The sequence below is a fragment of the Ectopseudomonas oleovorans genome, from assembly GCF_003052605.1.
Taxonomy (GTDB): Bacteria; Pseudomonadota; Gammaproteobacteria; order Pseudomonadales; family Pseudomonadaceae; genus Aquipseudomonas; species Aquipseudomonas oleovorans_A.
This window is the reverse complement of sequence record NZ_QASO01000134.1, coordinates 1-7365: the sequence shown is the minus strand read 5'-3', so window position 1 is coordinate 7365 and position 7365 is coordinate 1. Positions and strand designations below refer to the sequence as shown.

Sequence of the window (7365 nt, the reverse complement as noted above, 5' to 3'; positions counted from 1 at the left end):
CTAGCAGCCTGTCGGACTTTTCCCCTCGCCGGTAGAATTGCGCATCGCTCCTGGAACCTGACTGTATGAGCCGCTTTCGACCGATAAACCGCGAAATCGACTACTTGCTCCCGCCGTCGGTGCAGGACTGGCTGCCCGAGTCACATTTGGCGCGCTACGTGGTGGAGGTCGTAGAGGGCCTGGATCTGTCGAAGCTGGAGAGCGTCTATGCGGGCCGTGGCAGCGCTGCCTACCATCCGGCTATGTTGCTGTCGTTGCTGATCTACGGCTATGCCACGGGTGCGTATTCAAGCCGCAAGATCGAGCGAGCCAGCTATGACTCCCTGGCGTTCCGGTTTATCGCCTGCGACCAGCACCCGGATCACGACACCCTGGCCAGCTTCCGCCGTCGCCACGGAGAGCAGTTCGCCGCGACCTTTGTGCAGGTACTGCAAATCGCGCGCGAGAACCAAGTCTCGCGTTTTGGCACGGTCAGTCTGGACGGCACCAAGATCCACGCCAATGCCTCGCGGCACAGCGCCCTGTCCTATGCTCACGCCGAGAAGATCGAGGCCCAGCTAAAGGCCGAGGTCCAGGAGATGCTCAAGCTGGCAGAAGCGGCCGATCAGAGCGACCTCCCCGACGGGGTCAGTCTGCCCGACGAGATCAAGCGGCGCGAAGACCGCCTGGCCGCCATAGCAGAAGCCAAGACCAAGATCGAAGCGCGGGCCAAGGAACGCCTCGAGCGCGAGCAGGCCGAGTATCAAGCCAAGCTGGACAAGCGCGAGGCCAAGGAAAAGGCCAACGGCAAGAAGCCTGGAGGCAAACCGCCGAAGCCGCCGCAGGTGGGCCCGCGCCCGGACGACCAGATCAACCTGACCGACGAAGAGTCGCGCATCATGAAGGTGGCTGGTGGCGGCTTCGAGCAGTGCTACAACGCCCAAGCGCTGGTCGATAGCGAATCCATGTTGGTCATGGCGCCGCATGTGACCCAGGCGGGCAACGACAAGGAACAGGTCGTACCGATGCTGGCCAAGCTTCAAGCGCTTCCCGAGGAGCTGAACCAGCCGGAGAAATTCCTGGCCGATAGCGGCTACTTCAGCGAGAAGAATGTCGAAGCCTGCGAGGCCGCCAGGATCGAGCCCCTGATTGCCGTGGGCCGCGACGCCCACCATCGGCACTGGCGCGAGCGTTTCGAAGAGCCGGCAGCGTCATCGGAGCCGACCAGTCCGGTCGACAAAATGAAGCACCGACTCAAGACCAAGGCCGGGCGCGCGGCCTATGGGCAGCGCAAGCAGACGGTGGAACCGGTATTCGGAATCATCAAGTCGGTGATGGGCTTCCGTCAGTTCCTGCTGCGCGGTCTGGCGAATGTCCAGAACGAATGGACCCTGGTGTGCCTGGCGTGGAACTTGAAACGCATGGCCACGTTGCGCCCGCATTCCGTTCAAAATGCGTGAACAGAGGCTGAATCCGCTCGAATTCAGGAAATTCAGGGCAACAACCGGTTAAAAACGCTCAAATAGTGGGCAATTCGCTTTGTCTTTGTCGCGCTCTGTCCATTTATGAATTCAAGTCCGACAGGCTGCTAGGTCGCCGTGATAGACGCATGCCTGGTGCGACGTCGATTCAACTGCTTCAGCTTGTACCGGGGTGACGTGGCGCGGCAGGTCGATCCAGAACTGGCTGCCCTTGTTCGGCTCGCTGTGCAGGCCCATCTCGCCATTCATCAGCGCTGCATATTCCTTGCACAACGATAGGCCAATTCCGGTGCCCTGGATGGCGCCGTTCTCCTGGCCCAGGCGCTGAAAGGGTTCGAACAGCAGCGGTTGCAACTCACTGGCGATACCCATGCCGGTGTCGCTGACCATCAGCCGTACACGGTCATCATGTTCGGTGCAGCTCAGGCTGATACTGCCGGACGGGGTGTACTTGATGGCGTTGGACAGCAGGTTGAGCAGCACCTGGCGCAGGCGCCGCTGGTCCGCCAGTACCGGCACGGCTGTTTCCGGCAGCGTCAGCTTGAGTTCCAGGCCATGGGCTTCGACTTCCGGTGCGACCAGGTCGGCGCACTCGTTCATCAGGGCGACGGCGTCGACCTTGGTCATGTCCAGGCGTGGCTGGTCGCTCTGCAGGCTCGACCAGTCGAGGATATCGCCCACCAACTGGTTGAGGTGGCGGCTGGCGAGCAGGATTTCTTCCAGGTAGTCGGTGTCCTGCTTGTCCGGCTGAGCCTGTTGCATGCGCATCAATTGCGCGAAGCCCTGGATGGCGTTGAGCGGGGTGCGCAGCTCATGGCTCATGCTGGAGATGAACTGGCTCTTGGCGCGGCTGGCTTCCTGGGCCTCGTGGCTGGCGCGCTGAAGCTGGGTGGCGCTGCGTTCCAGGCGCTGGCCCATGGATTCGACGTCATCGATGATCGCCTCAAGTTCGGTGATGGTGGTCGCCGGGCGCTTGGGCTTCCAGTTGCCCTGGCCGATTTCGCGGAGCATGGCAACGATGCCGCCGATGGGTTTGCGCAGGCGCTCGGTCAGTTCGCGGGCACGGCCCCACATGAAGGCGAAGAACACCAGGTAGAACAACACCAGGCCGCCGATCAGCAGGTAGCCGATGTTGCGGTAGTGGCTGGCCAGTGCGTTGGTCTGGCTGAAGACTTCGGCCTCGTCGACGACGGTGAGCATGTGCCAGTCGGTAGCCGGGATCGTGGCCCAGGCGACCAAGTGCGGACGGCCGTTGAGTCGGACCGAGAGTACGCCTTTGTCCTGCTGTGCGATGGCTTTGGCGAGGTCTTCGGTATCGGCACGTTTGCCCAGGTTGAAGTCTTCAGGCTTGAACAGCTCCGAACTGATGGCTTCGTCGTAGGAGTGGGTGGTTAGCTCGTCCAGGCCGAAGTCGTCTTCGCCAGCGGGAGGCAGTGCCATGATGTTCATCTGCTTGCTGACGATCACGCCATAACCATTCCAGGGCACGTCGAGGCTCTGAATGTGTTCGAGCAGCTTGCCGACGGTGATGTCCAGGCCCACCACGCCTTCCAGAAAGTCGCCGCGCATGACGGGGGCAACGGCAGAAAGCATCCAGCCCTGGCCAGCCGGGTCGAGGTAGACGTCGGTCCAGGTGACCTTGCGTTCGGGGTTGTGCTTGGCGTCTGCCAGGTAATAGAAGTTGTAGTCCGGTATCACCATGTCGTGGGGATACTGCGAAGGTGTGTCGAACCATGGAAAGATGCGGTTGTAGCTGTCCCAGCTGTTGAAATAGATGCTGGCTACCAGCGGGTTTTGCCGCACGGTTTCACGCATCAGCGGGTCGAGGGTGGCCAAGCGCGCTACCTTGTCCAGATCCTGCTTATCCAGGGGCGTGACGTTGGAGTAGAAGGAGGCCGCGCCACCGTCATCGCGTGGGCTGTAACGCACGCCGCTGGGCGTAACGGCCAGTTCTGCCGGCGCACTCGGCTGGCTGTTGTCCAATGCTTGCTGGGTCAGGGAGGCATAGGTGCTGGTGAGGCGCGCGATGTGGCCAGCTCGCTTTCGACCCGATGCGCTTCCTGGCTGGCGGCCGCTTGCAGGTCGCTCAGGGTTGTCTCGCGCAGATGGGATATCTGCGCATCGCGGATCGATGCGTTGCTGATCAGGTAGACGCTGATCAGTACCGTCTCCACCAGAATCAGCGGAATCAATGCCGTCTGTACGAAAGCGCGCCATATCCATGTCCGAAGACTGACTTGAGAGCCGCTTTGCATGACGCACGCTCCTGAGGGGCGAACGAATGATGTCGATATGATATCTGGGCTTTTCTTAAGTAAGGCTTAGCTAAAGGTAGTCGTGTTTGCGCCAGATCAAGGGATTGATCTCTGCCCTTTGCAGGCAGATGGACGGTAGGGCTGGTGTCCGGTGACATGGGGTTCTGTGCTAGTCTGGCCGACCTTTTTTCACAGCCCAAAGCGGAGCCTTTCATGTCCGAATTCAACTTCAGCCCCGACCTGTCCTCCGATGAAGGCCGCGTCAGTTACGGCATCGGTCGTCAACTCGGTGGTCAGCTGCGTGACAACCCGCCGCCCGGGGTCGATCTGAACGCCATTCTCGCCGGTCTGACCGACGCGTTCAGCGGCCAGGCCAGTCGTGTTTCCGAAGCCGAGCTGGGCGCCAGCTTCAAGGTCATCCGCGAGATCATGCAGGCCGAAGCTGCCGCCAAGGCCGAAGCCGCTGCCGGTGAAGGCCGTGCCTACCTGGCCGAGAACGCCAAGCGCGAGGGCGTGACCGTGTTGGCCTCCGGCCTGCAGTATGAAGTGCTGGTCGCGGGCGAGGGCGCCAAGCCGTCGGCTGAGGATCAGGTGCGTACCCACTACCATGGCACCCTGATCGACGGCACCGTGTTCGACAGCTCCTACGAGCGCGGCCAGCCGGCTGAATTCCCGGTCGGTGGTGTGATTCCGGGTTGGGTCGAGGCCCTGCAACTGATGGGCACCGGCAGCAAATGGCGCCTGCACGTACCGAGCGAGCTGGCCTACGGCGCTCAGGGCGTCGGCAGCATCCCGCCGCACAGTGTGCTGGTATTCGATGTCGAGCTGCTGGATATTCTGTAAGAACCGCCAACGGCCTGCTGCGCGTCGGCGCTACTGCGTTAAAAACAAGCTCGAAATGCTCATGTACAAAAGTACACTCCGCTTTCTCCCTTGTTTTTGCCTTGTATCGCTCTAGCTCGCGATGCCTCCAAAAGGTTTGTAGGGTGGGCAATGCTGTTTTTGTCCACCATCGCGACCACGGTGGACGGGTGAAGCGTCGTCCACCCTAGGCGGCGTACGAACGGCCCTTCTGCATTGCACAAGGGCCGTTTTGTCTTTCAGGATGGGCGCAATGCCCGGGCGTAACAGTACAGAAACAGGCTGCGCACCAGTTCCTTGAGGACGATGGGTTCGCTGGAGCTGAGTTCGTGTAAATCCAGGTCGCCCTGATCACGCAGTTCGTCCAGGGCTTCTTCTTCGAGCATGGCGCAGACTTCACCGGTTTCACGGTTGAGGATGCGCAGGTAGGGATGCGGGCGGTCCAGCCAGGCATCGATCAGGTAGGTCATGGCAGGTCTCCTTGGCCGTCATTACGCAACTGAGAATAATTCCTATTACATAAATAGCAAGGGTTAATTGCTGCCTTTTGTCGTTTGCCTGTTTTCAGCAGGTGGAGCGGACAGGGCGAAGCCTTGCCTGCCTTCCGCGCAGGCGAGTTGGAGGGGCGCAGCATGCTGTTGATCCCGCGCCTCGCTACTCACTCTGCGCGCAGGCGGTAGATGCTGGAGGCGGAGACGCGTGCCATGCCGGTTCGCAGATCGGGTCAGGAGCCCAGGCGGCGAGTCACTTCGCCCAGTTGCCCGGACATGTCATGCAGGTTGCGGCTGGCTTTCTGCGTACGTTCGACGTTGTCCTGGTTGGCGCTGGCGATGGCGGTCAGCTCGGTGAGGTTGCGCGAGATGTCCTCGGCCACCGAGGTTTGCTCTTCGGCTGCGGTGGCAATCTGCTGGTTCATGTCGCGGATGGCTTCCACCGCTTCGGTGATGCGCTGCAGCATGGCGCCGGCCTCGGTGACCTGGGTCACGCCCTGCTCACTGCGCTGCTGGCCGCTCTCGATGGCGCGCACGGCATTCAGCGCGCCGCTCTGTACGGTGTCGATGATCTGGTTGATCTCGGCGGTGGACTCGGCGGTGCGCTGGGCCAGGTGGCGCACCTCGTCGGCGACCACGGCGAAGCCGCGGCCTTGTTCACCAGCGCGAGCGGCTTCGATGGCGGCGTTGAGCGCCAGCAAATTGGTCTGCTCGGCGATGCCGCGGATTACTTCCAGCACCTTGCCGATACGCCCGCTGTCGCTTTCCAGGCGACGGATCACCTCGGCGGTGTTGGCGATCTCGCCGCGAATGTCGGTGATGGTGGCGATGGTCGATTGCATCACCGTGCTGCCCTGACGTGCTGAGTCGTCGGCATCGTTGGCCGCGTGCGCGGCGTCGGCGGCGTGGCGCGCGACTTCCTGCGCCGTGGCGGACATCTCATGCATGGCCGCGGCGACCTGATCGGTGCGCTCGAACTGCTCGCTGACGCCCTCGGTCATGCGTGAGGCGATGGCGTTCAGCTCGCTGCTGGCACTGTCGAGGTTCTGCGTACTGTGGTGCAGGCGCTCGCTGGTGCTGGCAAGAAAGTCGCGCAGGGTGTTCGCGGCGCGCGCCAGCAGGCCCAGTTCATCTTGTCGGGTGCTTTCCACGCGTTGACCGAAACGGCCTTGGCTGAGTTGGTCGACATGGCCGATCAGTTGGCGGATGGGGATGATCAGATTGCGATTGACCAGCCACAGGCTGAATACGGCGATGACCAAAGCTGCGGCCAGCATCACGACTGTGCCGCTGAGAATGGTGCGCGCGGCGCTGGCGTTGATCTGCTCGGCCTGGCTCAGGCTGTTCTGGCGTAACTGCTTGACCAGTGCCGTCATCTGCTCGCTGGCGGCGCGGTCGATGCCTTTGACGGCTTCATCGCCGGCTTTGGCATCGGCTCCGGCGGCCACGAAGGCGTCGCGGCCCTTGCGGTAATTGCCACCAAGCGCCTGATGTTCGCTACGCAGGCGCTCGACTTGCGTCTTCAAGGCCGGGTCGGCTGCGGCGACCTGGGTCAACTGGCCGAGAATGTCCTGCACCTTGCGCTCCTGCGCTTCGAACTGGCCCCAGTAGCGCTGCAGGTTGGCGCTGTCCTGACCGCGCAGCAGGACGTTCTTCCATTCCTGCACCTGAATCTTGAATTCGACGTTGGCCGCGTCGATCAGGCGCGAAGATTCCAGCGGCCCATCGAGCAGGCCGCGATAGGACTGCATACCACTGGAAAGGAAGCTGAAACAGGCCAGGGCGGTGACCAGAATCAGCGTCAGGCTGCCGCCGAGCAGAGTGAGAATCTGCGCGCGCAGGGATTTTTGCAGGAACATGATGGTATGCCTCGGAAGTCAGGCGTAGCGGGGCATGCTCAGCGTGGAAGATGAGTGTTGCAGATTTGTGACATGTCTAGGGGCTGTTGCCGCTTCGCGCTAACCAGTTGATATGTAAGAGAAAATTCGTATCGCTGAAGCTCTGACACAACATCGATACGAGTTTGCAATGCCCCGATTATTGCTCAGTGATAAGCATTGGTCGAAGCTGCAGGAAATTCTACTGCATAGGGCATCTACAACAAGCGTGATCTACAAATGACCGTGGAGGGCATGCTGTACCGCATGCGCACGGGATGCCCCTGGAGAGATCTACCCGAAGCGTTCGGGAACTGGAATAAGGTCTATAAACGCTTCAATGCGTGGTCAGCAACTTGAAAATGGCTCAAGGTTTTCAAGGAGCTTGTGGCGCAGCCCGACATGGAATGGGTGTTCATTG

The 7365-nt window shown here is 61.3% G+C and carries 4 protein-coding genes and 2 pseudogenes; 3 read left to right on the top strand and 3 right to left on the bottom strand.

The window, feature by feature from the left end; translation table 11 throughout:
- The first annotated feature begins 65 nt into the window (after positions 1-65).
- Complete coding sequence (locus DBO86_RS24440; protein WP_003458619.1) at positions 66-1439, top strand: IS1182 family transposase; 1374 nt, start codon at positions 66-68, stop codon at positions 1437-1439.
- A gap of 111 nt (positions 1440-1550) precedes the next feature.
- Here DBO86_RS24440 and DBO86_RS24430 read toward each other — a convergent pair.
- A pseudogene (locus tag DBO86_RS24430) lies at positions 1551-3715 on the bottom strand (ATP-binding protein).
- Between the two features lie 213 nt (positions 3716-3928).
- On the opposite strand from DBO86_RS24430, the gene bamJ reads away from it, so the two are divergent.
- Positions 3929-4558 carry a BamJ family beta-barrel-assembly machinery protein gene (gene bamJ / locus DBO86_RS24425; protein ID WP_004423369.1) on the top strand — a complete coding sequence of 210 codons (630 nt, stop codon included), beginning with the start codon at positions 3929-3931 and terminating at the stop codon, positions 4556-4558.
- A gap of 257 nt (positions 4559-4815) precedes the next feature.
- Here bamJ and DBO86_RS24420 read toward each other — a convergent pair whose 3' ends face one another.
- Together DBO86_RS24420 and DBO86_RS24415 are read right to left on the bottom strand one after the other, a co-directional pair.
- Positions 4816-5046, bottom strand: a complete 231-nt coding sequence (locus DBO86_RS24420; RefSeq protein ID WP_004423370.1) for a PA4570 family protein — start codon at positions 5044-5046, stop codon at positions 4816-4818.
- A 254-nt stretch (positions 5047-5300) separates the two neighbouring features.
- Entirely contained in the window at positions 5301-6926 is a 1626-nt protein-coding gene (locus DBO86_RS24415) for a methyl-accepting chemotaxis protein (protein ID WP_108235116.1), read from the bottom strand.
- A 169-nt stretch (positions 6927-7095) separates the two neighbouring features.
- On the opposite strand from DBO86_RS24415, the pseudogene DBO86_RS24410 reads away from it, so the two are divergent.
- Positions 7096-7365, top strand: a pseudogene (locus DBO86_RS24410) (transposase); the annotation flags it as partial.